32 protein-coding genes are annotated in these 26,994 nt (G+C 64.9%); 21 read left to right on the forward strand and 11 right to left on the reverse strand.

The window, feature by feature from the left end:
• Positions 1-12: 12 nt before the first annotated feature.
• Together rpsI and rplM are read right to left on the reverse strand one after the other, a co-directional pair.
• Positions 13-519 carry a 30S ribosomal protein S9 gene (gene rpsI / locus AB4Y72_RS04865; protein WP_441425047.1) on the reverse strand — a complete coding sequence of 169 codons (507 nt, stop codon included), beginning with the start codon at positions 517-519 and terminating at the stop codon, positions 13-15.
• 38 nt (positions 520-557) lie between these two features.
• Complete coding sequence (rplM, locus tag AB4Y72_RS04870; RefSeq protein WP_015937805.1) at positions 558-1,001, reverse strand: 50S ribosomal protein L13; 444 nt, start codon at positions 999-1,001, stop codon at positions 558-560.
• 319 nt (positions 1,002-1,320) lie between these two features.
• Here rplM and AB4Y72_RS04875 point away from each other — a divergent pair, with 319 nt between their 5' ends.
• The 19 genes from AB4Y72_RS04875 (at position 1,321) to AB4Y72_RS04965 (ending at position 17,474) form a co-directional block, all read left to right on the forward strand.
• Positions 1,321-1,986 carry a prepilin peptidase gene (locus AB4Y72_RS04875; RefSeq protein WP_441425048.1) on the forward strand — a complete coding sequence of 222 codons (666 nt, stop codon included), beginning with the start codon at positions 1,321-1,323 and terminating at the stop codon, positions 1,984-1,986.
• A gap of 268 nt (positions 1,987-2,254) precedes the next feature.
• The gene (locus AB4Y72_RS04880) at positions 2,255-2,461 is read left to right on the forward strand and encodes a Flp family type IVb pilin (RefSeq protein ID WP_441425049.1); all 207 of its coding nucleotides are present in this window, start codon (positions 2,255-2,257) and stop codon (positions 2,459-2,461) included.
• Positions 2,462-2,576: 115 nt separating this feature from the next.
• Complete coding sequence (locus tag AB4Y72_RS04885) at positions 2,577-2,984, forward strand: TadE/TadG family type IV pilus assembly protein (RefSeq protein WP_441425050.1); 408 nt, start codon at positions 2,577-2,579, stop codon at positions 2,982-2,984.
• A complete protein-coding gene (locus tag AB4Y72_RS04890) occupies positions 2,972-3,970 on the forward strand; it encodes a pilus assembly protein TadG-related protein (RefSeq protein WP_441425051.1) in 999 nt (332 codons plus the stop codon). The genes AB4Y72_RS04885 and AB4Y72_RS04890 overlap by 13 nt, the downstream gene beginning before the upstream one ends.
• Before the next feature lie 128 nt (positions 3,971-4,098).
• Positions 4,099-4,782 (forward strand): Flp pilus assembly protein CpaB, encoded by a 684-nt coding sequence (gene cpaB, locus AB4Y72_RS04895; RefSeq protein WP_441425052.1) that lies wholly within the window; start codon positions 4,099-4,101, stop codon positions 4,780-4,782.
• Positions 4,779-5,984: an AAA family ATPase gene (locus AB4Y72_RS04900; RefSeq protein ID WP_441425053.1), complete on the forward strand. Its 1,206-nt coding sequence runs from the start codon at positions 4,779-4,781 to the stop codon at positions 5,982-5,984. The genes cpaB (AB4Y72_RS04895) and AB4Y72_RS04900 overlap by 4 nt, the downstream gene beginning before the upstream one ends.
• Entirely contained in the window at positions 5,981-7,450 is a 1,470-nt protein-coding gene (locus tag AB4Y72_RS04905) for a CpaF family protein (protein ID WP_441425054.1), read from the forward strand. Before AB4Y72_RS04900 ends, AB4Y72_RS04905 begins: the two co-directional genes overlap by 4 nt.
• Positions 7,451-7,530: 80 nt before the next feature.
• Positions 7,531-8,403, forward strand: a complete 873-nt coding sequence (locus AB4Y72_RS04910) for a type II secretion system F family protein (RefSeq protein ID WP_441425055.1) — start codon at positions 7,531-7,533, stop codon at positions 8,401-8,403.
• An 18-nt stretch (positions 8,404-8,421) separates the two neighbouring features.
• Positions 8,422-9,303, forward strand: a complete 882-nt coding sequence (locus AB4Y72_RS04915; RefSeq protein ID WP_441425056.1) for a type II secretion system F family protein — start codon at positions 8,422-8,424, stop codon at positions 9,301-9,303.
• 261 nt (positions 9,304-9,564) lie between these two features.
• Complete coding sequence (locus tag AB4Y72_RS04920; protein ID WP_441425057.1) at positions 9,565-9,792, forward strand: Flp family type IVb pilin; 228 nt, start codon at positions 9,565-9,567, stop codon at positions 9,790-9,792.
• 65 nt (positions 9,793-9,857) lie between these two features.
• A complete protein-coding gene (locus AB4Y72_RS04925) occupies positions 9,858-10,085 on the forward strand; it encodes a Flp family type IVb pilin (RefSeq protein WP_441425058.1) in 228 nt (75 codons plus the stop codon).
• Between the two features lie 93 nt (positions 10,086-10,178).
• On the forward strand, positions 10,179-10,553 hold the full coding sequence (locus AB4Y72_RS04930; protein ID WP_441425059.1) for a TadE family protein: 375 nt from the start codon (positions 10,179-10,181) through the stop codon (positions 10,551-10,553).
• Positions 10,541-11,521, forward strand: coding sequence for a pilus assembly protein TadG-related protein (locus AB4Y72_RS04935; RefSeq protein WP_441425060.1), 981 nt, complete (start codon positions 10,541-10,543; stop codon positions 11,519-11,521). Before AB4Y72_RS04930 ends, AB4Y72_RS04935 begins: the two co-directional genes overlap by 13 nt.
• Before the next feature lie 2 nt (positions 11,522-11,523).
• Positions 11,524-12,300 carry a Flp pilus assembly protein CpaB gene (gene cpaB / locus AB4Y72_RS04940; RefSeq protein ID WP_441425061.1) on the forward strand — a complete coding sequence of 259 codons (777 nt, stop codon included), beginning with the start codon at positions 11,524-11,526 and terminating at the stop codon, positions 12,298-12,300.
• Positions 12,297-13,487: an AAA family ATPase gene (locus AB4Y72_RS04945; RefSeq protein ID WP_441425062.1), complete on the forward strand. Its 1,191-nt coding sequence runs from the start codon at positions 12,297-12,299 to the stop codon at positions 13,485-13,487. Before cpaB (AB4Y72_RS04940) ends, AB4Y72_RS04945 begins: the two co-directional genes overlap by 4 nt.
• Positions 13,488-14,981 (forward strand): CpaF family protein, encoded by a 1,494-nt coding sequence (locus AB4Y72_RS04950; RefSeq protein WP_441425063.1) that lies wholly within the window; start codon positions 13,488-13,490, stop codon positions 14,979-14,981. It begins immediately after the preceding gene.
• Between the two features lie 7 nt (positions 14,982-14,988).
• The gene (locus AB4Y72_RS04955; protein ID WP_441425064.1) at positions 14,989-15,924 is read left to right on the forward strand and encodes a type II secretion system F family protein; all 936 of its coding nucleotides are present in this window, start codon (positions 14,989-14,991) and stop codon (positions 15,922-15,924) included.
• A 7-nt stretch (positions 15,925-15,931) separates the two neighbouring features.
• Positions 15,932-16,816, forward strand: a complete 885-nt coding sequence (locus AB4Y72_RS04960; RefSeq protein ID WP_441425065.1) for a type II secretion system F family protein — start codon at positions 15,932-15,934, stop codon at positions 16,814-16,816.
• A 181-nt stretch (positions 16,817-16,997) separates the two neighbouring features.
• Positions 16,998-17,474, forward strand: a complete 477-nt coding sequence (locus AB4Y72_RS04965) for an Hpt domain-containing protein (RefSeq protein ID WP_441425066.1) — start codon at positions 16,998-17,000, stop codon at positions 17,472-17,474.
• Between the two features lie 92 nt (positions 17,475-17,566).
• Here the strand turns inward: AB4Y72_RS04965 and AB4Y72_RS04970 are convergent, their stop codons facing one another.
• Complete coding sequence (locus AB4Y72_RS04970; protein ID WP_441425067.1) at positions 17,567-18,334, reverse strand: response regulator transcription factor; 768 nt, start codon at positions 18,332-18,334, stop codon at positions 17,567-17,569.
• Between the two features lie 208 nt (positions 18,335-18,542).
• Between AB4Y72_RS04970 and AB4Y72_RS04975 the strand changes: the two genes are divergently transcribed.
• Positions 18,543-20,240 (forward strand): sensor histidine kinase, encoded by a 1,698-nt coding sequence (locus AB4Y72_RS04975; protein WP_441425068.1) that lies wholly within the window; start codon positions 18,543-18,545, stop codon positions 20,238-20,240.
• A 140-nt stretch (positions 20,241-20,380) separates the two neighbouring features.
• Here the strand turns inward: AB4Y72_RS04975 and AB4Y72_RS04980 are convergent, their stop codons facing one another.
• The 8 genes from AB4Y72_RS04980 to AB4Y72_RS05015 form a co-directional block, all read right to left on the reverse strand.
• Complete coding sequence (locus tag AB4Y72_RS04980) at positions 20,381-21,271, reverse strand: tRNA pseudouridine synthase A (RefSeq protein WP_441425069.1); 891 nt, start codon at positions 21,269-21,271, stop codon at positions 20,381-20,383.
• A gap of 31 nt (positions 21,272-21,302) precedes the next feature.
• On the reverse strand, positions 21,303-21,881 hold the full coding sequence (rplQ, locus tag AB4Y72_RS04985; protein WP_441425070.1) for a 50S ribosomal protein L17: 579 nt from the start codon (positions 21,879-21,881) through the stop codon (positions 21,303-21,305).
• Positions 21,882-21,957: 76 nt separating this feature from the next.
• Positions 21,958-22,968 carry a DNA-directed RNA polymerase subunit alpha gene (locus tag AB4Y72_RS04990; protein WP_024366109.1) on the reverse strand — a complete coding sequence of 337 codons (1,011 nt, stop codon included), beginning with the start codon at positions 22,966-22,968 and terminating at the stop codon, positions 21,958-21,960.
• 133 nt (positions 22,969-23,101) lie between these two features.
• On the reverse strand, positions 23,102-23,503 hold the full coding sequence (rpsK, locus tag AB4Y72_RS04995; protein WP_018773682.1) for a 30S ribosomal protein S11: 402 nt from the start codon (positions 23,501-23,503) through the stop codon (positions 23,102-23,104).
• A gap of 100 nt (positions 23,504-23,603) precedes the next feature.
• A complete protein-coding gene (gene rpsM, locus AB4Y72_RS05000) occupies positions 23,604-23,978 on the reverse strand; it encodes a 30S ribosomal protein S13 (protein ID WP_229992794.1) in 375 nt (124 codons plus the stop codon).
• A 177-nt stretch (positions 23,979-24,155) separates the two neighbouring features.
• Positions 24,156-24,269, reverse strand: a complete 114-nt coding sequence (gene rpmJ, locus AB4Y72_RS05005) for a 50S ribosomal protein L36 (RefSeq protein ID WP_009358722.1) — start codon at positions 24,267-24,269, stop codon at positions 24,156-24,158.
• A 69-nt stretch (positions 24,270-24,338) separates the two neighbouring features.
• A complete protein-coding gene (infA, locus tag AB4Y72_RS05010) occupies positions 24,339-24,560 on the reverse strand; it encodes a translation initiation factor IF-1 (protein WP_009358723.1) in 222 nt (73 codons plus the stop codon).
• A 188-nt stretch (positions 24,561-24,748) separates the two neighbouring features.
• Positions 24,749-25,807, reverse strand: coding sequence for a P1 family peptidase (locus AB4Y72_RS05015; protein ID WP_441425071.1), 1,059 nt, complete (start codon positions 25,805-25,807; stop codon positions 24,749-24,751).
• Positions 25,808-26,052: 245 nt separating this feature from the next.
• On the opposite strand from AB4Y72_RS05015, the gene AB4Y72_RS05020 reads away from it, so the two are divergent.
• Complete coding sequence (locus AB4Y72_RS05020; RefSeq protein WP_441425072.1) at positions 26,053-26,991, forward strand: carbohydrate ABC transporter permease; 939 nt, start codon at positions 26,053-26,055, stop codon at positions 26,989-26,991.
• The last annotated feature ends 3 nt before the right edge of the window (positions 26,992-26,994 follow it).

Genomic DNA, 26,994 nt, shown 5'->3' on the forward strand with positions numbered 1-26,994 from the left:
CCTTCAAACGGGTTAGCGCTTGGAGTACTGCTGAGCCTTACGGGCCTTCTTGAGACCGGCCTTCTTACGCTCGATGACGCGGGCGTCACGGCGCAGGTAACCGGCCTTCTTCAGCGTGGCGCGGTTGTTCTCGGTGTCGATCTCGTTGAGCGAACGGGCGATGCCGAGGCGCAGTGCACCGGCCTGGCCGGAGATGCCGCCACCGTGGATGCGGGCGATGACGTCGTAGGCGCCGTCAAGATCGAGGATCTTGAAGGGCTCGTTGACGTCCTGCTGGTGCAGCTTGTTCGGGAAGTAGTTCGCCAGTTCGCGGCCATTGATGGTCCACTTACCGGAGCCCGGTACGACGCGAACGCGTGCAACGGCTTCCTTGCGACGGCCAACTGCAGCGCCGGCGACGGTCAGTGCCGGGCGTTCCTTCTTCGGCGCAGCTGCTTCCGCAGCACCGCTCTCCGAGGTGTAGCTGGTCAGGTTTTCCTCAGCCACAACGGCCTCGGTGGTCTCTTCGTTCTGAGCCACGATTCTCCTTGTATAGATAAGTTGTTTGGTGGCCAGGACTACTGGGCGACCTGGGTGATTTCGAAAGTCTTGGGCTGCTGGGCGGCGTGGGGGTGCTCTGCACCGCGGTACACCTTCAGCTTGCCCAGCTGCTGTGCAGCGAGGGAGTTCTTCGGGAGCATGCCCTTGATGGCCTTCTCCACGGCGCGAACCGGGTTGGACTCAAGCAGTTCCGCGTAGTTGACGGACGTCAGGCCGCCCGGGTAGCCGGAGTGGCGGTATGCGCGCTTCTGCTCCAGCTTGGCGCCGGTGAGGGCAACCTTTTCAGCGTTGATGATGATGACGAAGTCGCCCATGTCCATGTGGGACGCGAAGGTGGCCTTGTGCTTGCCGCGCAGCAGGATTGCGGTCTGGCTGGCGAGACGACCAAGGACAACGTCGGTGGCGTCAATGACGTGCCACTGGCGGTTGATATCGCCGGGCTTCGGGGTATACGTACGCACGGTGTTTGCCTCGTTCTTGTTCTGGCGTTCTTGTTTTAGGCGTCACTCTTACGGTGCACCTACTATCTATGCGCTACCGGAACAGAGGTGAGGGCTCCATGTAACCAGTCATCCTTGAGTCTCGAATGTGCACGTTGAGTAGTTATCCTGCAACCGGATTCTCAAGCGGGCACGCACCATCGAGATAGGACACGCACAACGACTACCAAGAATAGCCTGCCGCGGCCTCTTGGGTCAAAATGGGGTGTCCGGATGCATCCTGTGTGCTCGCTGTTTCGCATGCTGTCCCGTGCCGGCCCGTCGCATCCCTGGAGGAACCGTGTCCGATCCCGCCGCAGCCGGCTCTGCGCCTCTTCTGTTTGTTCTCGGAAGCGGCGTTGCCGGCGCCGCCCTGGGATGGCTGGCCGAAGTCTTTGTGCGGCGGGCCCTCCCCCACCTCGCCGGATCCCCCACGGCAAGAATGAGGAGCACGACGGCGGCTGCCGCCTTTGCCCTGTCGGCCCTACTGGCCTTGCGGTTCGGCACGACTCCCGAGCTTGCTGCTTATGTATTGCTGGCGGTTGCCGGTGTCCAGCTGGCCAGGATCGATCTGGAGCACCACTTGCTGCCGAACCGGCTGGTTCTGCCCCTGTTTGGGGTCGGCCTCGTTATCCTCGGGGTCGCAGCGGGGGTATCCGGAGAGGCCGGGAGCCTGCTGCGCGGGGCCGCCGGCGCCGTAATTTTGTTCGTTTTGTACCTTTTTCTCGCCCTGACCAGCAGAAACGGCCTCGGGATGGGCGATGTGAAGCTTGCGGCGCCACTTGGCCTGTACTTGGGCTACCTAGGCTGGTCCCACTTGTTCTACGGCGGGGCCCTGGGATTCGTCGCAGGCGGCGTCGCCTCCGCGCTCTTGGTCCTCAAAAACCGCGGAAACAAGCCGAGGGAAGTACCCTACGGGCCCTCCATGCTCGCGGCCGGCATGGCCGTCATCCTGCTGCTTCCCTAAGTGGGCCGGAGCCCATACGTGGGTACGGCTTAGCAAGGCGGCTTACCAAACCAAGTAGTCGAGCCGTGCCCTGTTCAAGAAACTGAGTACACCCCTTTCGAGGGCGAGTGGTACCCCAATTCTCCCTCCGGAAAGTCGAGTATCGAACCTCATTGCCGTGCCGTTTGAGCCCGTGCAAATGTTGTCCCAACGAAGCCCCAGCTAATAAGAAATCGGGGAATTGCTGGAAATTCGTTCAATACTCAAACTCTGGAAAAGGATAAATAAAATGACTGGTCTCATGGTATCAATGCTCGCTTTTGTCGCCGGCGTCAAGGAAAAGCTCACCTCCGAAAAGGGAGCGACCGCAACGGAATACTCGCTGCTCGTAGCCTTCATCGCGTTCGGAATTATCATTGCGGTCACCGCCTTCGGGACCGCGCTGAGCGGCTGGTTCGACACTCTCAGCAAGACGGTCAGCGGCTGGAAAGCCTAACCCAGCCAGACCCCAAGCCTCTAGCAGGTCTCAGCAAGACCGGTGTGCCGCGTCCGCATACGCGGGTGCGGCACACCGGGCCCACTTAAGCTGCATCTATCCCGGGGGGGATCCAATGCATCGCAGCAGTTCACGAGGCCCCAGGTCTCGGGCACAGGGCCGGCAGCGCGGCGCAGCCGCCGTCGAGTTTGCCCTCGTCGCTCCCGTTCTTCTCGCCCTCGTGGGCGGGATCATCGAATTCTCGTATACATACAACCTGCAGATTTCCGTGACTCAGGCAGCTCGCGAGGCGGCACGGAATATGGCTATCCACAACGACCAAACTCTGGCGAGGGCGGCGGCTGTGGCGGGGGCCCCCGGGCTGAGTCCGGCAGGCTTCACATACACCTTCACGGGGGCCTGTCCTGACGGCAGCACCGGCAACGTTCAGGTCACTGTTGGCTACCAAGCCGGCTCCATGACCGGGATGTTTGGCGGTACGGTCAACGTTTCGGGGACGGGGGCCATGCGATGCGGAGGCTAAGTGCGACCCGCAGGAGGGGCGATAAGGAGCGTGGCACTGCGGGCGTCCTGGTGGCAGTCATGATGCTGGTCCTCATAGGAGCCGGCGCCATGGCAGTCGATGTTGGTGAGATCTACGTCGAACGGGCGCAACTGCAAAACGCAGCAGATGCCGGAGCCTTGGCCGTCGCCCGAAGTTGCGCGGCGGGAACCTGCAACACTGCCCTGGCCGGTACTTTAGCGAACGCAAATTCGCTTGACGGATTCAGCTCAGCGGCCGTGGACGTCTCAGTTCCGGGCCAGGTCACGGTGAAAACGCGGACCCTGGACAACCACGGAGGCGGTTTTCTGAGCAAGATGTTTGCATCTGCCCTGAATGCTGGCCCAGTATCCGTCGGCGCCAACGCCACGGCGGCTTGGAAGGCCGGCGCCGCCTCCGGGGCCTTCCCGCTGGTCTTCGACCAGTGCCAGATCACCCAGGCTTATGCGCCGCCCGGGACAACGGTACTGATCAAGGAACACGGCAAGAGCCCGTGTGTCGGAAGCCCATCGGGGCATCACATCCCGGGCGGTTTCGGTTGGCTCGACGAGGCCGGCGTGTGCGACACGGCGGCCGACGCGAATGGATGGGTCGGCTCCAACACCGGCAACAGCAAGACACCATCGGACTGCGCTGCCACGCTGGACGCCTGGCGGGCCGCGATCGACAACTCACGCAAGCAATATGCCACGGCATACTTCCCGATCTTCGACGACGGGGACGGACAAGGCAACGGTGGGCGATTCCATCTGTCGGGCTTCGCAAAAATTGAAGTCCATGGCTGGTCTTTCGTCAAAGACGCGGACGGACTAACAGCCCCCAAGGCGGACCCCGCCTGCTCAGCGCTGTTCCAGAAGAGCAGCGACCGTGGCATTTGCGGTCAATTCCAGGAGTTCATCCCGTGGAGCAACCGCAATTCAAAGGGAGGACCCTATTATGCGAATCCCGTCGTCAAGCTCACTAAATAGTGCCCGAAAAGTACTCTAAGGGGAATGAAATGAAAACACGCCTGCTGGGGGGCATCGCCGCATTACTTGTGGCAGTTATCGGAACCGTGTTGCTGGTCTCATATGTTCAGAATGCAGATAAACGAGCAATGGCCGGAACGGAAACAGAGTCAATCTACGTAGTCCAGAAAACAATTCCGGCCGGCGCCACCGCCGAGGTGATCGCCGGTTACGTCGCCATGAAGTCAGTGCCAAAGATCGCCGTCGCCGAGAACAGCGTCACCGATCTCGCGTCGCTTGGGTCAAAAGTCGCCGCCGTGGCCCTTGTGCCCGGCGAACAGTTGCTCTCCTCACGGATGGTGGAGCCCGATTCCTTTCTTGGGCCGTCCCGGGTCCAGGTGCCCTCGGGGCTCCAGGAAATCACGCTCAAACTTCCCATTGAACGGGTGGCCGGCGGCGTACTGAAGGCCGGGGACACGGTGGGCGTCTTCCTCTCGCTGGAGCAGGCGTCGGATTCACCGTCTGGCGCCAAGGCGAGCAAAACGCAGCTCAGCTTCCACAAGGTCCTCGTGACGGCCGCACAGTTCAGCGACGGCGCAGCCACGCAAACTGGCACTTCGAACCCGGCTTCCGGCGCCAGCCAGGCTTCCTCGACGTCGAGCACCACTGCCCAGAGCGACGGCAACTACCTCATTACGCTGGCAAGAAACTCCGCCGACTCAGAACGGATTGTCTTCGCCGCGGAATTCGGCAAGATCTATCTGTCCAAGGAGCCGGGAAACGCAGTCGAGTCCAGCACCGGGGCAGTCGACACGGCGGGGCTGTTCCGATGAGCCGCTTCGTACTCATCACCCCGAACAGCGACTTCGAACGGCTGGTCCGCTTAGCCGTGACCGGGCTCCACGGTAGCCTTCATGTGTTCCAGGCCGATTACCTCCCGGAGGGACCGGCAGACATTCTCCGTCAAATGATGGGCGAACCACCGGAAGTCTTGATCCTGGGACCGGGCCTTCCGGTGGAGGGGTCCCTCAAGCTCGCCTCCGTCGTGGACCTCCAATACCCGGAGATCAGCGTGGTACTCGCGGCTAAGGCGACACCGGAGACCGTCCTGCAGGCCATGCGCGCCGGCGTCCGGGACTTCCTGGAACCGGCAGCCGACGCGGACACCATCCGCGTCTTGCTGGAGCGGGCCAGCCTCGCAGCGGCGGGCCGGCGGCGGGGACTCGCTCCGCAGGCCACCGAACATGCTGATCATGGCGGCGCGGGCCGTGTCATCGCCGTAATGTCACCCAAAGGCGGCGTCGGCAAGACTACGGTGGCTACCAACCTTGCCGTCGGCCTCGGCAAGACGTCACCGATGGGCGTCGTCATCGTCGATCTCGACCTCCAGTTTGGGGACGTGGCCAGCGGGCTGCTGCTTGAACCGGAGTTCACCATCACGGACGCCGTGCTCGGTGCGGCCAGCCAGGATTCCATGGTCCTGAAGACCTACCTAACGGTCCACCCGGCCGGTATCTATGCACTGTGCGCACCGCGAACGCCCATCGAAATGGATCGGATCACCGGGGCCCACGTGGCCCATCTGCTGGAGCAACTCCGGCAGGAATTCCGGTACATCGTGGTGGACACGGCGCCTGGGCTAGGCGAACACGTCCTGGCGACGCTGGAGCAGGCCACCGACGCCGTCTGGATCTGCGGAATGGACGTCCCCAGCATCCGCGGGATGCGGACCGGCTTCCAGATCCTGGAAGAACTCGGGCTGGTTCCGGAACACCGCCACATCGTGTTGAACATGGCCGACCGCCGTGCCGGGCTCAGCCTCAAGGACGTCGAGGCAACCGTTGGTGCCCCGGTAGATGTGGTGCTCCCACGCTCAAAGAACCTGCCGTTCTCCACGAATAAGGGAGTTCCCGTTCTCCAGGACGGCAGCAGGGATCCGGCGTCGAAAGGGCTCCGCCAGCTGGTGGAGCGCTTCAAGCCCGAGTGGGAAGCAAGACCGCACAAGCAACTGCACAGAAGGGCGGTATTCCAGTGAGCCTCACAGACCGGTTCCTGCAACTGCGCGGAGAAGCGCCAGCCACCAAAGCGGCCGAGGAACCCCCCTCCGTCGCCGATGTCTTCCAAGCCCCTTCGACGCTCGGCCGTATCCATGAGGCGAAGGCCGCCGCGGACGTCCGGTCCGACGTCGTGGCGGTTCAGCAGACCGCCTCCATCGCCAGCGAGGCGCTCAACGCGCTCAAGGAGCGGGCCAGCCAGTCTCTCTTTGAACGGCTGGGTTCCCGGATTACCGATTCCTCCATCGGCGAGGCTGAGCTGCATCAGTCCGTCAAGGACGAGCTCAAGCTGGTGGTCGAGGAAGAGCAGATCCCGCTGACGGGCCCCGAACGCCAGAGGCTGATCCGGGAGATCATCGACGACGTACTCGGTCACGGGCCCATCCAGCGGTTCCTCGACGATCCCGCCGTCACCGAAGTCATGGTCAACCGATTCGACCAGATTTACGTTGAACGCCAGGGCCAGCTATTCCTGACGGACACGAAGTTCGCCTCCGACGAGGCCCTGCGCCGGGTCATTGAGCGGATCGTGTCCAACGTGGGCCGACGCATCGATGAGTCCTCGCCCCTCGTGGACGCAAGGCTTGCGGACGGCTCGCGCGTCAACGCCATCATTCCGCCACTGGCAGTGAACGGACCCGCCCTCACTATCCGAAAATTCGGGCGCGATCCGCTGACCGTCGAGAACCTGATCGCCATGGGCAGCCTGTCCCCCGAGATGTCCGAACTCCTCCAGGCCTGTGTCATGGCACGCATGAACATCATCGTCTCCGGCGGCACGGGCACCGGCAAGACCACCCTGCTCAACGTGCTCTCCTCCTTCATCCCGGCCTCCGACAGGATCGTCACGATCGAGGACGCCGTGGAACTGCAACTCCAGCAGGACCACGTGGTGCGGCTGGAGAGCCGGCCGCAAAACATCGAGGGCAAAGGTGAGGTCTCCATCCGGGACCTCGTGAGGAATTCTCTCCGCATGCGGCCGGACCGAATCGTCGTGGGCGAGGTCCGCGGCGGGGAATGCCTGGACATGCTGCAGGCCATGAACACCGGTCATGACGGTTCGATCTCGACAGTCCACGCCAACTCACCGAGAGATGCCATCGCCAGGCTCGAAACCCTTGTGCTGATGGCCGGCATGGACCTCCCCTTGCGTGCAGTGCGTGAGCAGGTGGCCTCGGCCGTGAACCTGATCGTGCACATCTCCCGGCTCCGGGACGGGTCACGCAGGGTCACGCACATCACCGAGGTCCAGGGCATGGAAGGCGACGTTGTCACGCTTCAGGACGCCTTCGTTTTCGACTACTCAGCCGGGGTGGACAGCACCGGGCGGTTCCTGGGCAAGCCGGTTCCGACCGGGGTTCGGCCGAGGTTCACCGACCGGTTTACCGAATTGGGGATTTCCGTCTCCCCAGCGGTCTTCGGCGCCCAGCCGATCGGGGGGCGGTAGCGATGCTTCCGGAAATTTCTCCCCTGGCCTTTGTGGCCGGCCTTCTGATGGTTTACGGAGCGCTGGCGATTTTGTTCACAGTGGTGTTCAAGTCAGGGTCCGCGGTGCCGCTGTCCCGGCGCAGGCCGAGTACTGCACCGCAGGTCTCAACTTTCACCAGGCTGACGGACCAGACGCTCCGAGCCATCAACAATGGTGTTCGGGGTAGTAGCAGCGGCGTCCTGAACCGGGAGAAGCTCGACGCGGCCGGCCTCAAAAAGGGTCCGGGTGACTACCTCCTGATGGCCGGCGCCGCGACCCTCGTCGTCTCAGTCTTGGGGTTTTTCACGGGCGGTCTGTTTTTAGCCCTCCTTCTGGCCATCCTGGCCCCGGTTGTGCTGTACATGCTGCTCAACGCATTGGTCTCCCGGCGGCGGCGGAAGTTCGACGATCAAGTCCCGGACACGCTTCAGATGTTTTCGGGCGGCCTTCGAGCAGGTCACAGTCTCCTGCGGGCCATTGATGCGGCGGCTCAGGAGAACGAGGCCCCAATGGCCGAAGAACTCAGCCGGGTGGTCAACGAGACGAGGATCGGTCGGGACCTGGGCGATGCGCTCGACGAGGTGGCACGCCGGACAGACAATGAGGACTTCAGCTGGATCGCCCGATCCGTGGAGATCCACCGGGAGGTGGGCGGTGACTTGGCCGAAGTACTGGACCACGTTGGAGAAACCATCCGCGACCGGAACCAGATCCGCGGCCAGGTCCGGGCACTCAGCGCAGAAGGACGAATCTCGGCCCTCGTCCTGATGGCGTTGCCGATCGTCATGTTCGTTGGCCTGACCCTCTTCAACCCGCTGTACTCCAGGGTGTTTACAAGCACCCTGCCGGGCTACCTCATGATCGCGGCCGCGGCGCTGCTCCTTGTCGTCGGCGGCTTCTGGCTCAGCCGGCTCATCAAACCGAAGTTCTAGGGAAGCAGGGAAAGAATCATGCAGCCTATTGCCTATGCCGCCATCCTGGCGGTTGTCGCCCCGCTTTCCGTCATGACGTGGCTAGCTTTGACGGGCGACCGGGCCGGACTTCGGAACATCCAGTCCAATCTGGGACACCGTCCCCAGGCTCGAGAGTCCGCGCCAACGGCCAACGAACAGCTGGCGTCACTGACCAGAAAGGCGATGCCCAAGGGCTACGCCGCGTGGCTGGACAAGCAGATCGCGGGCGCGGGCCGGCCCAAGTCTTGGCCGTTGGCCCGCGTCATCATGGTGAAGCCGCTGCTGGGCCTGGCCGGCGCCCTCCTCGGCATTCTGGCTTACGTGGCGGATCCGTCGACCTTGAAATTTGCGCTTTTCCTCGGCATGACGGCACTGTGCTATTTCCTCCCGGACATCCTCCTCCGAAATTACGCGGAGAAACGCCGGGCTTTGATCAGGCTCGAACTCCCCAACACTCTGGATCAGATGCTCATCTCAGTCCAGGCCGGGCTGGGGTTCGAGACGGCCATGGCGCGGGCCGGTGAGTCCGGTAAGGGGCCGCTGGCCGACGAGCTGATCCGCACCCTGCAGGACATCCAGGTGGGCCGGTCCCGCAAGGAGGCCTATTTGGCGATGGCCCAGCGCGTCGACGTGCCGGACCTGCGATCCTTCGTCAGGTCAGTTGTCCAGGCCGACAGCTACGGCATCGCAATCGCGAGCGTCCTTAAGTCCCAGGCCACTGTCATGAGAGTCAAGCGCCGCCAGCGGGCCGAAGAGCACGCGATGAAGATGCCCGTGAAAATGCTTTTCCCACTCATCTTCTCCATCCTCCCCGCACTATTCATCGTGGTGCTCGGGCCCACCGTCCTCAGCATCATGGACGTGTTCGCCAGCCATTAGGCAAGGGAACGTTGCGCCGCCCCTTCCGCGGGGCCCACAGACCGGACCCCCTCGGACCCCAGAGCCGAGGGGGTCCTCCTGTGTGCCTGGGTTGGGGCTGCGCCCAGCGCAAGATGGGCGCAGGGAATGTACAGGAATCGTGCAATTTGGGAAGCCTTAGCACAGGATGCGTCAAGCTCGAATCGTCGGCGTGTCGGTGGTTGCTAAGTTCCTCTCAGTGCTGGTGCAGGGCCAGCCGCCCAACTCGCTCAGGAGTCTCCCATGCGTTCCTTTCTCTCCGCTTTCGCAACCCGTCTTCGCCGCGACCAGCGCGGCGCCACCGCCGTCGAATACGGCATCATGGTCTCCCTCATCGCCGTTGTAATCATCGTCGCAGTGACTCTCCTAGGCACGACGATGAAAAACACGTTCAACCAAGTGCAGTGCCAGGTCTCCGGCAAGGTCTGGACGCCCGGCGCAGCCGGGGCAGCCGGCTCCTGCGCACCTTAATGGCGCGCGCCGAATCCTTTCTCTGCTGGCGGCCGCCAGCCACCGAGTCCGTTCAGGAGGCATCCATGCGTTCTTTCGTTAGTAACACTATTGCCCGTCTTAGGCGTGAGCAGCGCGGCGCCACCGCGGTTGAATACGGCATCATGGTCTCGCTCATTGCGGTCGTCATCATTGCCGCCGTCACGCTCCTCGGCGGCTCATTGCATGACACGTTCGTGCAAGTCCAATGCTCTGTAACGCATGGGACCTTCGCCGCAGGCGGCGGCGCCGGACAGGCAACCTGCACGCCGTAATCGACGTCGGCCTCGAAACATCGTGTGGTGGCGGCTCTGAGCCGCCGCCACACGGCCATCTCCGGCAAGCCACAGGCAGAAAGGCGGTCCCCTATGTCCACGACAAAAGAACGGGGGGCCGTCGCCGTCGAGTTCGCGCTCCTGGCCCCGGTGCTCATCATGCTGCTGCTGGGCATCATGGAATTCGGTCGCGCCTATAACGTCCAAATTTCGCTCTCCAGCGCGGCCCGCGAAGGCGTGCGGGTCATGGCGATTGGCAACGACCCCACGGCCGCTCGAACCGCAGCCAAGAACGCGGCCACGGCCCTGCAGCCTGCCTTGTCGGACGCCAATATCACCGTCAGTCCCGCCACGTGTACTACCGGAGCACAAGTGACGTTTACCATTACCTACACCCTGTCCACCATGACAGGCATCGCCGGTCCATTCCCCATGCAAGGCAAGGGAGTTATGGTATGCGGCGGCTAGGCAGGGGAACCGCCGAAGGAAACGGCGAGCGCGGGGCGGTCAGCGTCCTGGTCGCGATTCTCATGGTGGTCCTCTTGGGCTTCGGCGCCCTGGCCGTCGACACCGGCGTCCTCTACGCAGAACGGACCCAATTACGTACGGGGGCCGATGCGGCAGCCATTGCCATCGCCCAGAAGTGTGCCCGCGACATCAGCGACCCTGACTGCTCCAGCACTTCCACGCTTGCCGCCAGCCTTGCGAACAGCAATGCCGGGGACGGACTTAGCAATGTGAAGTCCGTCCTGCTGGACAAGACCGCCCATACCGTCACCGTCACTACCGGCGCCCAGGAACCGGGCAAACAAGCGAACAACGTTTCGCTGTTCTTTGCCCGTATTTTTGGCCTCAACAGCAGCGAAGTCACTGCCCCCTCGACGGCCCAGTGGGGGACGCCGTCCAAGGGCACGATCCTTCTCCCCCTGGCCATTGCCCAATGCAAACTCAACCTGTTGTCGGGTTCCCTGACTGGCGCCGAGCAGGTCCTGGACATGGATTCCGGCGGCTGTGGCGAGATCCCGGGTGGCTTCGGCTGGATATCGGATAACGATGCCAATTGCGGTGTCACCCTTTCGGCTGGGCAGGCAAACAGTTCTGGGGCATGGTTCTCCAGCAACACGGGTGCGAGCGCACCATCCGAGTGCACTGCTGCGGATCTCAGCAAGATGAACGATCAAACAGTCCTCCTCCCGCTATACGACGTGGCGACGGGCAACGGCTCCAGCGGAAAGTATTACATCGAGGGGTTTGCCGCCTTTCACGTCACCGGCTACCACTTTGCAAGTAACAGTTGGACATCCGGCGGGACGATCAAGAACAAGACCATCAGGGGCTACTTCGTCCGATACGTCTCTCTGTCCGATGCCTTCGAACTCGGCGCGGCACCGGACTACGGGACCTCAATAGTCCGCCTAACCCTTGGAGCACCTTAATAATGAAGTCACGCTTATTGGCAGGAATCGCGGCCCTGGTGCTGGCCGTCGTCGGAGCCATTCTGGTGGTCAGCTACGCGCAGGGCGCTGACAGCCGAGCAGTCCAGGAGCTGGAACCCAAGACCGTTCTAGTGGTCAATAAGGCGGTGCCCGCCGGCACCCCGGTCGCTTCCCTGAAAGAATTCGTCACCAGCGAGGAACTTCCCGGAAAAGCCGTCACGAAATCGGCGCTCCAGAACCTGGACGGGCTGGCCGGCAGAGTCACCGCGGTCGACCTGTTGCCCGGCGAGCAGCTCGTAGCCGAGCGGCTGGTCGCACCGGAGGCGCTCAAGACCAGCGGATCTGTGGAAATCCCCAAAGGATTGCAAGAAGTGTCCTTCCAACTCGAACCGCAGCGCGTCGTCGGCGGTCGTATCACCGCAGGCGACCACGTCGGCGTGTTCATTAACCTGAAGGACGGCGGCATCGAGGGCAAGCCTGAAAAGCAGACAACCCAGCTGACCGTGCACAAGGCCCTGGTGACGGCAGTGCAGCGCGCCCCGGTGACCACCCCCACACCGCAGCCCTCGGCAACGGGCTCCGCCGCACCTGCTGAGGACACGTCCCTCCCCGTCGGCTCCATGATCGTGACCGTCGCCGTCAACGATGTGGACGCAACAAAGATTGTCTACGCCTCGAACTTTACGGACGTTGCGAGCATCTGGTTGAGCAGGGAGCCGCTTGACGCGACGGACAGCGGCCGGCCCGGAATCATCACCCGACCGGAGGTCTACAAGTGAGCCGCTTTGTCCTGATTTCCCCCAACACCGATTTCGACGCTCGGGTCCGCCAGGCACTGGCCGGCGGCCTCCCGGGAGGCCTGCAAACCTTCGCGTTCGTCAACCCCGCCAACCCGGCGGAGCTCTTCGCGAGCCTCAACCAGGAACGACCTGAGGTCCTGATCCTGGGTCCGGACGTGCCGGCGGAGGACGCCCTGCGCCTGGCCACGGTGTTCGACGTTCAGCTTCCCGAGCTCAGCGTCATCCTGGTGGGCGAGGCCGATCCGAACTTCGTCCTGCTGGCCATGCGTGCCGGCATCCGGGACATCCTCAGCCCGGCGGCTGACCCGGCCCAGATCCGGGTGCTGCTGGAGCGGGCCTGCCAGTCTTTCGCCACCCGCAGCCGGACCTCGGTGGCCGAGCAGCCGGACAGCGCTAAAGGCCTGGTGATCGGCGTCTTCTCCCCCAAGGGCGGCGTCGGCAAAACCACCATTGCCACGAACATCGCGATCGGGCTGGGCAAAGTCGCGCCGATGGGCGTGGTGATCGTGGACCTGGACCTGCAGTTCGGGGACGTGGCCTCCGGTCTGTATCTGAACCCCGAGCACACCGTCACCGACGCCGTCTCCTCCTCGGCCAGCCAGGATTCCCTCGTGCTCAAAGCCTTCCTCACGGTCCACCCCGGGAGCATCTACGCCCTCTGCGCGCCCAGGACGCCGGTGGAGGCTGACGACATCACGCCGCAGCAGGTCACCCGGCTGCTCGAACAGCTGGCCGAACAGTTCCAGTACGTAGTGGTCGACACCGCGCCCGGACTGCCGGAGGTCGGCCTGGCAGCCCTTGAACAATGCACCGATGCCGTCTGGGTCACCGCCATGGATGTGCCGAGCATCCGCGGGTTGCGCTCCGGCCTGGAAATCCTTCGGCGGCTGGACCTGCTGCCCGAGACCCGGCACGTGGTCCTGAACATGGCCGACTCCAAGTCGGGGCTGAGCGTCCAGGACGTCGAGGCGACCATCGGAGCCCCCGTGGACGTCAGCATCCCCCGGTCCAAGGCTGTGGCGTTCTCCACCAACCGCGGCATCCCGGTGCTTCAGGACGGACGCAAGGATCCGGCCATCAAGGGGCTGAAACAGCTTGTCAGCCGGTTCGATCCCGCCTGGCGCGCCACTGCCCAGAAGAAACTGCACCGGCGGGTGGTGGTCTAGATGAAACTATCCGAACGGCTCCGCTCCGCCGAGGCAACGCCCGCCGATGCCCCGCAGTCCGTGCCCCTGCCGGCTGTGTTCCCGGCGGGAGGCGCCGAGAGGGCGGCGGCACCAGCCGCCGTCGCCGTCCTCGAGAAAGGCACCCCGACGCCGCTTCCTGGTTTCAGCGAGCCCCACGAACCACGCTCCCGCGGCCAGCAGCCCGTCGATGCCTTTGCTGCCCTCAAGCAGCGGGCCGCCACGGCCTTGTTCGAACGCATGGGAACCCGCTTCAATGATTCGGCAACCAAGGAAGAGGACCTTCGCGCCTCGGCGCGGGAAGAGCTGACGCGAATCATCGACGCCGAACAGGTCCCCCTGTCCGCCGAGGAGCGTTCCCGGCTGGTCCGCGACGTGGCCGACGACGTCCTGGGCTACGGGCCGCTGCAGCGCCTCCTCGACGATCCCGCCGTCACGGAAATCATGGTCAACCGGATGGACCAGATTTACGTGGAGCGGCACGGCAAGCTGACCCTGACGGAGTCGCGCTTCAGCTCCGAGGACCACCTCCGCAAGGTGATCGAACGCATCGTGTCCAAGGTGGGCCGGCGGATCGACGAGTCCTCGCCCCTCGTGGATGCCCGGCTCGAGGACGGCTCCCGTGTCAACGCCGTCATCCCGCCGCTCGCCGTCGGCGGCTCCTCGCTGACCATCCGAAAGTTCAGCAAAGTCCCGCTGACCGTCCGGAACCTCATCGAGTTCGGCACGCTGACCCCCGAAATGGCGGAACTGCTCAATGCCTGTGTCAGGGCCAAGCTCAACATCATCGTCTCCGGCGGCACCGGCACCGGCAAGACCACGCTCCTGAACGTCCTGTCCTCCTTCCTTCCCAACGACGAGAGGATCGTGACCATCGAGGACGCCGTGGAGCTCCAGATCCAGCAGGAACATGTGGTGCGGTTGGAAAGCCGGCCGCCGAATACCGAGGGCAAGGGCGAGGTCACCATCCGCGAACTGCTGCGGAATTCCCTGCGCATGCGGCCGGACCGGATTGTGGTGGGCGAGGTCCGCGGCGGCGAATCGCTGGACATGCTCCAGGCCATGAACACCGGCCACGACGGTTCGCTGTCCACCGTCCACTCCAACTCGCCCCGGGACGCCGTGGCCCGCCTGGAGACGCTTGTGCTCATGGCCGGCATGGACCTGCCGCTGCGCGCCATCCGGGAGCAGATCGCCTCGGCCGTCAACCTGATCATCCAGATCTCCCGGCTGCGGGACGGAACCCGGCGGATCACCCACGTGACCGAGGTCCAGGGCATGGAGGGGGACATCGTCACGCTCCAGGACGCCTTCGTGTTCGACTATAGCGCCGGCGTCGACGCCCATGGCCGGTTCCTCGGCAGGCCGGTCCCGACGGGCATCCGCCCCCGCTTCATTGACCGCTTTGAGGACCTCGGCATCCATGTCTCCCCCAGCGTGTTCGCCACGCCGCTGATGCCGGCCGGAAGGGCGTGATCAGTTAATGACTGTGCTGACCATCGGCGCCGGACTCCTTTTCATCGCAGTGCTGGTCCTGGGGATCGTGCTGCTCTCCCCCGGCGGGGCAAGTGTCCCACTGGACCGGCGCAGGCCCGTCGAGAACCAGGCCGACTCGCAGCTGACGCGGTTCGCCGGCTCAGCGGTCAACCTGGTCGACGGCTTCTTCTCACGCCACAAAGTCCGGCTCTTCAACCGCGAGGCCCTGGAACAGGCCGGGTTGCGCCTGAGCCAGGCGGACTTCTACGTCCTGCTCCTGGCCGGGGCTGTTGCGGGAGCCGTCGCCGGTTTCATCGTCGCGGGCCCGCTGCTGGCGGTCGTGCTGGTACTCCTGGCCCCGGTGGTGGGGCACCTGGTGGTCGGGTTCCTGACCGGCAAGCGGCGCACCAAGTTCGACCAGCAGCTCGGCGACACCCTTCAGCTGCTCTCCGGCGGCCTCCGCGCCGGGCACAGCATCCTGCGTGCCATCGACGCCGCGGCCACCGAATCGCAGAGCCCGACGTCGGAGGAGATGCGCCGCGTGGTCACCGAGACCAGCCTGGGCCGGGACCTCCTGGCCTCCCTCAGCGACACCGCGGACCGGATGCGGAACGAGGACTTCGCCTGGATCGCCCAGGCCATCCAGATCAACCGGGAGGTGGGCGGCAACCTGGCCGAAGTCCTGGACCAGGTCAACGAGACCATCCGCGAGCGCAGCGAGATCAAGGGGCACATCAAATCCCTCGCCGCGGAAGGCAAATTCTCCGCCTACATCCTCATGGCCATGCCGATCGGGATTGTGCTGATGCTGATGCTGGTCAACCCCGGCTACATGAACGTCATGTTCACCCACCCGCTGGGCTGGGGCATGATTGCCGCGTCCGTGATCCTCATGACCATCGGCGGTCTGTGGATGCGCAAGATCATCGACCTGAAGTTCTGAGGCACTCATGGCACCTGCTGTAGTCGTGGCCATGTGGCTGGTGGCGCTGCCGCTCGGCTATCTCGTGTGGTCCCTGCTATCCGTCGACCGGAAGTCCCAGCGAGCCACGCGGGAGATACTCGCGCTGGGTACGGACCCTGCCGAACTCACCCGGCGGACGCGCAGCAACCTGCTGGAACGGGCCGGCCGCCGGCTGACGCCAGCAGCCTACGTCCGCAAACTGGACAGGTTGCTCGCCCTGGCCGGGCGCCCCGCCTCGCTGCCGCTCGGACGCGTGCTCTCGGCCAAGCCGCTCCTTGGGCTGCTCGGCGCCCTGCTGGGCTTCTGGATCAGCGCCAACGGCACGACGCCGATCCTCAAGCTCGTGGGGATCTTCGTGTTCCTGCTGGGCTACTTCATCCCCGACCTCCTGCTCTACAGCAAAGGCCAGGAACGCCAGAAGGCCATGCAGCTGGAACTGGCCAATACGCTGGACCAGATGCTCATCTCCGTGGAAGCGGGCCTGGGCTTCGAAGGCGCCATGGCCCGGGCCGGCGAGAACGGCAAGGGTCCGTTGGCGGAGGAACTGATCAGGACCCTGCAGGACATGCAGGTGGGCCGCAGCCGGCGGGAGTCCTACGTGGCCCTTGCGGGACGGACCAACATCCCGGAGCTGCGCAGCTTCGTCCAGGCCGTGGTCCAGGCCGACACCTACGGCATTGCCATCAGCCGGGTGCTCCGGATCCAGGCCAAGGTGATGCGCGTCAAGCGGCGGCAGCGGGCCGAGGAAAAGGCCATGAAGCTGCCGGTCACCATCCTCTTCCCCCTGCTGTTCTTCATCTTCCCGGTGCTCTTCATCGCCATCCTGGGCCCGGCCGTCATCAACGCCATCGACACGTTCAGCGGCCAGTAGCAGCGTGCCCGACGATCCAGTCGCGCACGGCAGTGCGGACCGACTGAAGTCGAGGAAAATAGGCCCGGTAAGGGTTGAGGCAATAGTGGCCGTGACTGGTTCCGCTCGGGATAGCCTCAAGGTTTCCGCAGGATAGGCCGGGCTACGGGGTATCGGCCTGCTCACCAAGTACCGTGGTCACATGTCCCTCCCCAGCGTTTGCCCCGATGACGGAAATGCCAGCATTGGCCTCGCATCCACCGCTTCCACCGGGCTGCCGGCGCAGGACCTGATCGCGTCCGCTCCGCCGGCATCGTGTGCCACGGCACCTCTCGTGGACCCCGCGGCGCTCCAGGACCTGGGCGCCCAGCTGGACAGTCCGGCGGTGGCGAAGGGCTTCGCCAGGGACTACACCAAGATGTGGGACCAGCGCTACCGTTCGCTGGCCTCAGCCCTCGAGCGCAGGGACCTTGCAGGCTCGATGGATGCGGTGCTGAGCCTCAAGACCTCCTCCGCCATGGTCGGCGGCCTGCGCCTGGCCCAGCTCGCCGGCGAACTCGAGGCCGCCATCAGGGCAGGCGACGTGGACCACGCCCTGTCACTCCTGTGCGACGTTGCCGAACGCGGCGGCGAGACCGTTGACGAGCTGCAGTTCAGCTACGTCCTGTGGGAAAGCTAGGCGCGCCGGACCCGTTGGCACCTCCACGCGAACCGGGCGCCGCGCGCCGGGCAGGCACGCGCCGGGCACACTGCCGCCGGGCGGCGGCGCGACTACTGCTCCGGCGCCAGCCGGTAGCCCACGCCACGGACGGTCTGCAGCCAGCGCGGCTGCACCGGGTCCTCGCCGAGTTTCCGCCGCAGGTTTCCGATGTGCACCTCGACGGCGCGTTCATCCGACTCGCTGATGTAGGCGTCCGCGCGGTAGTAATCCCCCCGCACCACCCGGACGAGGTCAACCTTGGAACGCACGGCGCCGGCGCCCTTGAGGAGGGCCTGCAGCAGATCAAACTCGCTGCGGGTCAGGCTGACGGGCGCGCCGTCGACGCTGACGGTTCGGGTCTCCGGGTTGAGCTCCAGCCCGCGGTGGCGCAGCACCGGGCTCTGGGACGCGGCCGGGACCGCAGCCGCTCCGGGAACCGTCACGGGCGCCAGCGCGGCCTGGATGTCCTGCCGGGGCCGGCGCATCATGGCGCCAACCCGGGCGCGCAGCTCACGCGGCCGGAACGGCTTGGCCAGGAAGTCATCGGCGCCGGTGTGAAACGCCGTGAGGGTGTCAAGCTCGTCGGTCCGTGCCGTCAACATGACCACGTAGGCGTCGCTGAACTGCCGGATCCGGCGCAGCACCTCGAAGCCGTCGATGTCCGGAAGCCCGACATCGAGGGTGACCACGCTCGCCTCCAGATCGCGGACGACGTCGACCCCTTCCCGACCGCCGGCCGCCGAATGCACTTCGAAGCCTGCCTGGCTCAATACCGCTTCGACAAGGTTCCGAACATCTTCGTCGTCTTCTACTACGACGGCGACTCCCAGGTCGGTCATGGCCCCCCTCATGTGGCACGCTACGCTGCCGGCCGCGGTTGCGGCCGCAACACTGAACTCGCCGGCCCCCACCGGCATTGTCAGAATACCCACCGCGGGGGGCAATATCTCGACGGCTCAGTGACAGAAATCGTAAAACTTCGATTTGTGTCAAGTTTGCGTGACACGGGATGTAAAACTGGAGCAAAGAGAAAGGGGCGCGGCGTCTTTGGCTAGACAGCGGCTGATCCGGATCGCGGATCGATACGTCGAGGCGTTGGGGCCGCGCGCGCGGGTCCTCATCTGCCAGCTGCCGCTGGCCCTCATGATGGTCGGAGTCGTGCTTGCAACTCCGGCGGCGTGGCCGGCCTTGCCCGACAGCCTCTTCTGCCGGTACGCACTCGGGCTGCAGGCCGCGGTCCTCGCAGCTTGCGTCCTGGTTCCCTGGCAACGCTTCGGGCCGCTGGCCCCGCTCGTCATCCCCGTCCTGGACCTGGTCGCCATCGGACTCCTCCGGGAGGGCAGCTCAGCAGGCCTGCCGGATCCCGGCGTGCTCTCCGTCCTTCCCGTGGTGTGGATTTCCGCCTCAACGCTGTCCGCCGCCGCCAGCCTTTCGGTCAGCTTCATCGTGCCGCTGCTGGCCGCCATGCCGTGGCTCCTCACCGACCGGACGGCACCGCCTGCGGCCCGCGCCGCCGGGGCCGTGCTGGTCCCGCTGATGATGCTCGCCGTCTCCCTGGCCATGCGCTTCGCACGGGCCCGCCTGCGGCATGAGCAGTGGCGGATCGAGTCCAAGGAAGCCGAGCTGCAGGCCCTGCTCGAGGACAGCCGGGAACGCGAACGGCTCCTGAACACCATTCTTGACACTGTCGACGTCGGGATCGTGGCAGTCGACGCCGGCGGCCGGCGCCTGCTAACCAACAGCTGGCAGGCGCAGCTGGAAGAATCAGCATCCGCGGCGTCCGCCCCCCGTTCGGGGGAACAGCCGGCGCAGCCGCCGGCGGAGGAAGGCCGGCTCGTGCTGACCGGACAGGACCGAAGCACGCCGCTGCCCCTGGAGCGCCGACCCATCCGGCGGGCGCTGGCCGGTGAGTCCTTTGCCGACTACCTCGTCCGTTTCGGCGAAGCGGCAGCCAGCCGGGTCCTCTCCACCGGAGCCCGGCCCCTGAAGAACGACGCCGGCGACTTCCGCGGGGCCGTGGTGGTGTTCAACGAGGTCACTGGCCTGGTGGATGCCCTCGCCGCGAAGGACGAGGTCGTCTCCACGGTCTCCCACGAATTCCGCACACCGCTCACGTCCATCATCGGCAACCTGGACCTGGTCCTCGCCGATTCGGACGGCCTGGACAGCCCGGCGGTACGCCGCGTCGAAGTGGCACAGCGCAACGCGGAGCGGCTGCTGGCCCTCGTGTCGGACCTGCTCATGTCCGCCAGCTCCGCGGTCCATGTCCACCCCCGCCGCACGGATCTCGCCGGCCTCGTGGAGGCCAGCCTTGGCTCGGCCCAGGCACACGCACAGGCGTCCCGTGTTTGCCTCGCCATGGACGTCCCGGGCCCGCTCTGGGCCAACGTGGATCCGCTGCGGATCAGCCAGGCGTTGGACAACCTTGTTTCCAACGCGATCAAGTACTCGCCCGATGGCGGGTCGGTGCGGATCTCCGCCAGCACGGACGGCGGGCTGGTGCGCCTTCACGTCGAAGATACCGGCATGGGCATGACCGCCGCCGACGCCGGCCGGGTCTTCACCCGCTTCTTCCGCAGCCCCGCGGTCCGTGACGGCTCGATTCCGGGAGCGGGACTGGGGCTGTCCATCACGAAGGCCATCGTGGAGCGGCACGGCGGCTCCATCTCTTGCTGCACGCGCCCGGGCCAAGGCAGCACCTTCACCCTGGAGCTTCCCGCGGACGGCCCCCCGGCCGCCTTCTAGGCTCCCGAGTTCCAGGCTCACGGGCCGACGGCCGCGTCGGGGTTTCCCCATCTTCGGCTGCCCCCGCCGGCGCGTTGCGCAGAACCGCCGGCGTCCAGGAGGTTCGTGCCGGCGAACGCGGGGAAAGCCTGCGGAGAAATCTACGCCCGAAGCGCCCGGGTCAGTTCGGCTCGGGCCAGCAGGCCGCTGTCCGTGGGGTAGACGACTTCCTCCAGCACCAGCGGGTGCGGGGCAGCCAGCACGGAGCGGGCATCGCGCTGCTTCGCGAGCAGCCGCTCGTAGAGCCAGCCCGGGGCCTCGACGCCCTCCCCCACGTACAACGCCGAACCCACGAGGGAGCGGACCATGTTGTGGCAGAACGCGTCGGCCTGCACCGTAGCAACAATGACGCCGTCGGCCCCCCGGGCGAACTCGAAGCGCTGCAGTTCCCGGATGGTGGTGGCTCCCTCGCGCGGCTTGCAGTAGGAGCGGAAGTCCTGCAGCCCGAGCAGCAGTGCGGCGCCCTCGTTGAGGAGCCCGACGTCGAGCGGGGCCTTGTGCCACAGCGTCGACGTACGGCCCAGCGGGTCCCACAACGCGGGGCCATCCGCGATCCGATACGAGTAGCGGCGCCAGAGGGCGGAAAACCGGGCATCGAAGCCTGCGGGCGCGACGGCGACCCGGTGCACCTCGATCGACCCGCTGAGGTCCCCCAGGCCTCGGCTCAAGGCGCCGCGCACCCGCCGGAGCAGGGCGACGGCGGGATCGAGCTCAGCACCGCGGTTCAGCCCCAGCCACTCGGCTTCGGTCAGATCCAGGTGGACGACCTGTCCCCGGGCGTGCACCCCGGCGTCGGTCCGGCCAGCCACGGTCACCCGCACCGGGCGACGGATCAGCAGCTCAAGGGCCTCCTCCAGGACGCCCTGCACCGTGCGCAGGCCCGGCTGCACTCCCCATCCGCTGAAGGGCCCGCCGTCGTACGCCACATCCAACCGGATACGCAAAAACCCGCCGCCCCCCAAGACGGGGGCAGCGGGTTTGAGCTCGTTCATAGACTTAAGTCTATAAGAAGGTTTTAGCGAATTACTTCGCGTCCTTCTCGGACTCAGCGGCTGCTTCCTCAGCGGCCGGAGCCTCTTCGGTAGCTGCAGCTTCAGGAGCAACCTCAGCGGCCGGAGCCTCTTCGGTCTCAGCAGCCTCGGTCTCAGCAACCGGAGCGGCTTCGGCCTTCTCGGCGTCCTTCTTGTCGGCATCGCGCTGCGCGGCGGAGGTAGCCTCGGCCACCACAGCCTGCTTGGCGGAAACCGGCTCGAGGACCAGCTCGATGACAGCCATGGGAGCATTGTCGCCCTTGCGGTTGCCGATCTTGGTGATGCGGGTGTAGCCGCCGTCGCGGTTCTCCACTGCCTGTGCAATGTCGGTGAACAGCTCGTGGACGACGCCCTTGTTGCTGATCAGGCCGAGTACACGGCGGCGGGAAGCCAGGTCGCCGCGCTTGGCGAAGGTCACCAGGCGCTCGGCGTACGGCTTCAGGCGCTTGGCCTTGGTCACCGTGGTGGTGATCCGCTTGTGCTCGAACAGTGCGGCGGACAGGTTCGCGAGCATAAGACGCTCGTGAGCCGCTCCGCCTCCGAGGCGCGGACCCTTAGCGGGGGTAGGCATAATAATTTCTCCTCATAGGAAGCCGTTGGGCTGTGCACGCCAGGGTGCATCCAGCCAGCCGGCCAAGATCTGTTGGTTAGAGCTCGTCGTCGCTGAACGCGGCGTCGTCCTCTTCGATGGCTGCGGCACGTGCTGCGAGATCGAAACCGGGAGGGGAGTCCTTGAGGGACAGACCCAGTTCGACCAGCTTGGCCTTGACCTCATCGATGGACTTCGCGCCGAAGTTGCGGATGTCCATGAGGTCAGCCTCGGAGCGGGCAACGAGTTCACCCACGGTGTGGATGCCCTCACGCTTGAGGCAGTTGTAGGAACGGACCGTCAGGTCCAGATCCTCGATCGGCAGAGCCATGTCGGCTGCCAGGGCAGCGTCCGTCGGCGACGGGCCGATCTCGATACCTTCAGCTGCGGTGTTCAGCTCGCGGGCCAGACCGAACAGTTCCACCAGGGTGGTACCTGCCGAAGCAACGGCATCGCGCGGGGCGATGGCCTGCTTGGTCTCGACGTCGACAATGAGCTTGTCGAAGTCAGTGCGCTGCTCAACACGGGTAGCTTCCACGCGGAAAGTAACCTTCAGGACCGGCGAGTAGATCGAGTCGACCGGAATACGGCCGATCTCGGAGTCGCCGGACTTGTTCTGAGCTGCCGAAACGTAGCCGCGACCGCGCTCGATGGTCAGTTCGAGTTCGAACTTGCCCTTCGAGTTCAGCGTGGCAATGTGCAGATCCGGGTTGTGGAATTCGACGCCGGCCGGCGGAGCGATGTCCGCGGCGGTGACGACTCCCGGGCCCTGCTTGCGCAGGTAAGCAACAACCGGCTCGTCGTGCTCGGAGGAAACCGACAGGTTCTTGATGTTCAGGATGATCTCAGTGACATCTTCCTTGACACCCGGAACCGTGGTGAACTCGTGCAGCACGCCGTCGATCCGAATGCTCGTGACTGAGGCACCGGGGATCGAGGAGAGCAGGGTACGGCGGAGGGAGTTTCCGAGGGTGTAACCGAAACCGGGTTCGAGCGGTTCGATGATGAACCGGGAGCGGTTATCGGAGACGACCTCTTCGGAGAGGGTGGGGCGCTGTGCAATGAGCACTTAGGTTTCCTTTCGGCGAGCATCCGCTATATGACGCAACACAGGTGGTGGAAAGATCGGTCTGAAGACTTAACGCGGCCGGGCCTGCCCGGACCGGTGAGGGTCCGGGCAAGCTCCTGGGCGTTGGAAAGCCTTAGACGCGGCGGCGCTTCGGCGGACGGCAGCCGTTGTGGGCGCTGGGGGTGACGTCCTGGATGGAGCCAACCTCGAGGCCAGCGGCCTGCAGCGAGCGGATGGCCGTTTCGCGTCCGGAACCCGGTCCCTTGACGAACACGTCAACCTTGCGCATACCGTGCTCCTGTGCACGCTTTGCGGCGGCTTCGGCAGCCATCTGGGCAGCGAACGGGGTGGACTTACGCGAGCCCTTGAAGCCAACCTCACCGGACGAAGCCCAGGAGATGACAGCACCGTTCGGATCCGTGATGGAAACGATGGTGTTGTTAAAGGTGCTCTTGATGTGCGCTTGGCCCAGCGCGATATTCTTCTTGTCCTTCTTACGCGGCTTGCGAACCGCGCCACGAGTCTTCGGGGGCATTTTTTCTCCTACAGAAAGTTATTGGGGGAAAGCCTACGCTTGGGCCCACATTTGCCGGTTTCCTTGAGCCGCGTCAGCGACTCCAGGGGGCAAACGGGGTTTAGCGGGCCTTCTTCTTGCCTGCGACGGTGCGCTTCGGGCCCTTGCGGGTACGGGCGTTGGTCTTCGTACGCTGCCCGCGTACGGGCAGGCCCTTGCGGTGGCGAATACCTTCGTAGCTGCCGATTTCAACCTTGCGGCGGATGTCAGCGGCCACTTCGCGGCGAAGGTCACCCTCAACCTTGTAGTTGCCTTCAATGTAGTCACGCAGCTCGACCAGCTGCGCATCGGTCAGGTCCTTGACCCGAACGTCAGCGCTGATGCCGGTGGCAGTCAGGGTTTCGTGTGCACGGGTCTTGCCCACGCCATAGATGTAAGTAAGCGCAATTTCCAACCGCTTTTCGCGGGGAATGTCTACGCCAGCGAGACGAGCCATAGTGGCAGTGCTCCTTGTATAAACCGGAGGTCGTAGGCAGTACACCCGCACGTTCAGTGCGGCCCCAGCCTCCGACCGGGGGTTAGCTGTCCGGGCCCATTACGTCCCAGTTCAGCTTGTGCTGCCTTTTCTATTTACTTGCGTGGGTTAGCAACCCAGGGTTTCCCGTGAGGGAAATTAGCCCTGGCGCTGCTTGTGGCGCGGGTTCTCGCAGATCACCATGACCCGGCCATTACGGCGGATCACTTTGCACTTTTCGCAGATCTGCTTGACGCTCGGCTTGACCTTCATGGCGTTCCTTTGCGTGTTGCAGTTGGTCAGCTGACACGGCCCTCGGCTGTTGCTCTGGCCGCCCAGTGTTTACTTGTAGCGGTAGACGATACGACCACGTGTCAGGTCGTAAGGGCTCAGCTCCACCACTACGCGGTCCTCGGGGAGGATCCTGATGTAGTGCTGGCGCATCTTTCCAGAGATGTGTGCCAGAACGATGTGCTTGTTGGTGAGCTCAACGCGAAACATCGCGTTAGGCAGCGCCTCGGTCACAACGCCCTCGATCTCAATGACCCCGTCCTTCTTGGCCATACCCTCCGCTAACTGTTGTTGCCGCAGCCTCCCGGTTTGCACCGGCCATGACCGCGGACGTTTTTGATTGATTGGCTGGTGCCACCAGACCACAAAAGGGCACAACGGGGCAGACAACCAACAGTCAACACTACGCCATTGCGGCCCGATTGTTAAATCCGGAGTTAAATCCAGCCATCGTAGCGCACTCAGCGTCCGTACGCACCTAGCGTCCCCGCCGCCGTCGTCACCGCCTCGGCGCGCGATATCCCGTCCAGGATGGCCAGCCGGACGACGTCGGCTGCCGCGCTTTGCAGCGTGATAAGCCCTAGCTGCCGGGCCGCCGGGGTGCTGCGGTCCAGCGCGACGGCGCCCGTCGCCAGCGCGAAGACGGTGTCGCCGTCGGCGAGCGTGTGGCTTGGATTCAAGGCCCGGGCCAGCCCGGCATGGGCGGCCGAGGCCGTGCGTTTGCACTCGGCCTTGTCCAGGACGGCATCGGTGGCGACGACGACGAGCGTGGTGTTGAGCGGCTGGACCACCGCAGCGCGCGCCCCGTCACCTCCTGCTTCCGGCTCGCCCTCCGAGCGAGCGGCCGAAACCCTCTGCGTGCTCGCTCGTTCCTCGCTTAGACGCACGCTGCCGGCTTCCGTCCACTCGCTCGATGTGCCCCAGCCCCAGGGCAGTCCCAGCGCGTTGACTACCGCTAGCGCCGCTACAACGACCGGCCCGTCTTTTGAGATGTTTTCTAGGGTGATGGAGGCTGTTCCTACTCCCCCTTTGTACTTGCCGCGGCCGATTGCTGCTCCTGTGCCGGCGCCGACGTTGCCTCGCTCGACGTCGTGCCCGTTCGAATTCGCGGCAGCGGCGGCCGTGGCCGCGTAGCCCATCGCGTCGCCGGGGCGGGCAGAGAAATCGCCGCCGCGGCCGAGGTCGAAGATCGCGGCGGCCGGGACGATCGGAACGATGCCGCCGGGAACGGCAAAGCCCCTGCCGTTTTCCTCGCACCAGCGCTGGGCACCCTGCGCCGCAGCGAGGCCGTAGGCACTCCCGCCGGTGAGGACCACGGCGTCTACCGTCGAGGACAGTGTGGTGGGATCCAGCGCGTCAGTCTCATGCGTTCCAGGGCCGCCGCCGCGGACGTCGACCGAGCCCACTGTGCCGGGCGGCGGGAGAACCACCGTCACCCCGCTCAGCCAGCCGTCGCCGGTCCTCTGGACATGACCCACGCGGACCCCAGCGACATCCGTGATCGCTCCCGTTGCTTCCATGGCTCCATTGTGCGCCCCCACCCAACTGCTAGTCAGTTGGGTTGAACCGGCGTCCAAAACAAATGTTATGGAATTCTTCGGCGAACACCGCGTGAACACACATGGAAGCCTCGGGCAACAAACTCCGGGAAGTCCCGGAAGCGGGATTTCCGCGCCTAGGCATGTGCTGAAGTGGCTTAGGTCCCCCGCCCACACGCCTGCCATCGGCCGGCCCGGCCCCGTTAGAGACCCGAATGACCACACAAATGACTGACCGGCCGCCCGCCGTCGCTAAGGCTGGCGACGCCGCCCCGCGCCGGTCCCGCTGGTCTGGCCGAACCCGCCGGGACTTCTTCGTCTTCCTGGCTTTGGCGCTGCCGAACCTCGCGCTGATCGCGGTGTTTACCTACCTGCCGCTCATCAACAACGTCTACTACTCCACGCTGGACTGGACGCTCGGTTCCGCCTCCGCCACGGTCGTCGGCCTCGACAATTACATCAACTTCTTCACCAGCGCCGACGCCCCCACTGTGCTGGGAACCACGGCACTCTTCACGATCGTCACGGTGGGCGGCTCCATGGTCCTCGGGCTGCTGGTGGCCCTCGCGCTGAACTCGAAAGTCCGCGGCACCACCTTTGCCCGGTCCGCCGTCTTCGCCCCCTACGTGCTCAGCGGAGTTGGCGTCGGGCTGGTCTGGCTGTTCATCTTCGACCCCGGCTACGGGGTGCTCTCGTGGCTGCTCCGCGGCCTCGGCCAGCAGAGCCCGCAGTGGATCAACGATCCCCAACTGTCCCTGGTCATGGTGATCGTCGTCTACGTCTGGAAGAACCTCGGCTACTGCGCCGTCGTCTACCTCGCCGGGCTCCAGTCGCTCCCAAAAGACGTGCTGGAGGCCGCCTCGCTGGACGGCGCCAATGGTTTCCGCCGCTTCATCAGCATGTCTGTGCCGCTGCTCTCCCCCACCACGTTCTTCCTCCTCATCACCACCATGCTGAGCTCGCTGCAGGCCTTTGACCTGATCAGGATCATGACGCCGCTGGGCAACGGCACCAGCACGCTGATCTACGAGGCCTACCTGCAGGCCTTCGGCGCCTTCAACCGGGCCGGCTACTCGGCGGCCATCTCCGTGGTCCTCTTCGCCATCCTGCTCATCATCACCGTCCTCCAGCTGCGGTTCGTCGAACGGAAGGTGCACTACTCGTGAGCA

This window comes from Arthrobacter sp. YAF34, from assembly GCF_052113245.1.
In the GTDB taxonomy this organism is placed as follows: Bacteria; Actinomycetota; Actinomycetes; order Actinomycetales; family Micrococcaceae; genus Arthrobacter.